General features: G+C 64.5%; 2 protein-coding genes. One reads left to right on the top strand and one right to left on the bottom strand.

Going from position 1 to position 1,526, the window contains the following annotated elements; all coding sequences use genetic code 11:
- On the bottom strand, positions 1 to 601 hold a 601-nt coding region (locus tag Q8K99_09980), incomplete at its 3' end, for a hypothetical protein (protein MDP2182878.1).
- 557 nt (positions 602 to 1,158) lie between these two features.
- On the opposite strand from Q8K99_09980, the gene Q8K99_09975 reads away from it, so the two are divergent.
- Positions 1,159 to 1,410 (top strand): hypothetical protein, encoded by a 252-nt coding sequence (locus tag Q8K99_09975; protein MDP2182877.1) that lies wholly within the window; start codon positions 1,159 to 1,161, stop codon positions 1,408 to 1,410.
- The last annotated feature ends 116 nt before the right edge of the window (positions 1,411 to 1,526 follow it).

The raw sequence follows: 1,526 nt of genomic DNA, 5'->3' as shown, positions 1-1,526 counted from the left end.
AGTCGTTCTCGTTCTGCCGCACGAGCGCCGAGCCGGAGAATGTTTGTTCACCGAGGGCGGAGACAAGCGCGATGCATGCAACCGCGACCTTCTCCCGACCGAGCTGGACGACAGAGACGTCCTCGAGTGCGAAGCCGCATGTATCTCCTGCCCACTTGCCCACTGCGTCGAGAGTGGCCTGCGCGACGAGCCTGTTGCGACCGGTCTGGCTCGCGGCACCGTCGGCCTCACCAAGGTAGATACCGCCGTCAATCTCGAGTCCGACAGTCGCTGTCGCCTTCAGGCCGGCAACCATCGCGTTGATGGACTGGATGCGCGGACGCACCACCGAGGGGCGCTCGTCGGCCTTCGGCACCGAATCGGCACCGAGCTGCGCGATGGAGATCTTCTTGTGGTCGATCGGAATGCCGAAGCGCGCCATGATCGTCGACTCGATGTCGCGGACGAGTTGCTTGGGCGCCTTGGTGGGAAGCGCGAGGACATGCACTTCCTGGATGACACCCTCAGGAGAAACGACGACGCGGGCGGCCTTGATCTCGGCTACTTCCGAGAGCGCTTCTTCGAGCTGCTCGACCCGCACGTGCGACACGCTCTGGTCCACTTGGTGGCTCCTTGGTTCGACGTGTGCTGCGACTTCCGCCAAGTGCGCCGGTACACACTCGCCTCTTCCGAGCGTCCCCGCATGCACTAACTCTATTCGTGCGTGCGTGAACGTGTCAACCAAGCTCGCGTGTGACGGATGTCACAGTCTTTGGGACTTCCTTCGCCCAGGAACCCGCAAACCCTGCCGAACGCAGGGGTATCCTCGGCAGGGAACGTTTTGGGGGAGTGCACGCATCTTCTCTTCTGGAGGAGGAGAGGAGGCCGACCACGTGGACGAGATCGAGCTCGTCGAAGCCGCTCGCAGAGGCGACGCCGCAGCGTTCACAACCTTGGTCCGACATCACGAACGCTCGCTACGCGAGCAACGCGAAGTCTTGCCCGCCTCCGCGCACGCGCAACCCCCGTCATCGGGCGCTATCGTTCTGATATCATCTCGGCAAGAACCGGGTACGATACTGGAAAGAGCGTCATGCGACGCTTCGAGGCATGGAATCCAACACACGCCGGAAGAAGCGGACCATGGGCGCGACGCGACTGATTCTTGGGAGGCAGCGCATGCCTGACCTGCTCGTTCGGGGGCTGAGCGCCGATGCGATCGCGCGCCTCAAGACCCAGGCGGCACGCAACGGACGCTCCATGCAGGCAGAGGCCAAGTCGATAATCGAAGGCGGTGTCAAGCCGACGGTGGCGGAGTGGCTCGAGCGGGTCGACCGTTCCCGCGAGCGGATCGAGGCACAGCATGGCGCGCTGCCCGACTCCTCGGCAGACATCATCCGCGACCTGCGTGACGAGCGCCGCAGCAGATGACTGGGCACGCCCCGATAGTGGTCGACGCCTGTACCCTCATCGCCGCGCTGCTTCCCGAGGTCCACTCGACCCATGCGCGCAACGCGCTCGCGCGCGCCGGCGACCTCTGGGCACCG

The sequence above is a fragment of the Actinomycetota bacterium genome (genome assembly GCA_030682655.1).
In the GTDB taxonomy this organism is placed as follows: Bacteria; Actinomycetota; Coriobacteriia; order Anaerosomatales; family JAUXNU01; genus JAUXNU01.
The sequence above is the reverse complement of the archived record's forward strand: the minus strand, read 5'-3'. Positions and strand labels throughout refer to the sequence as shown.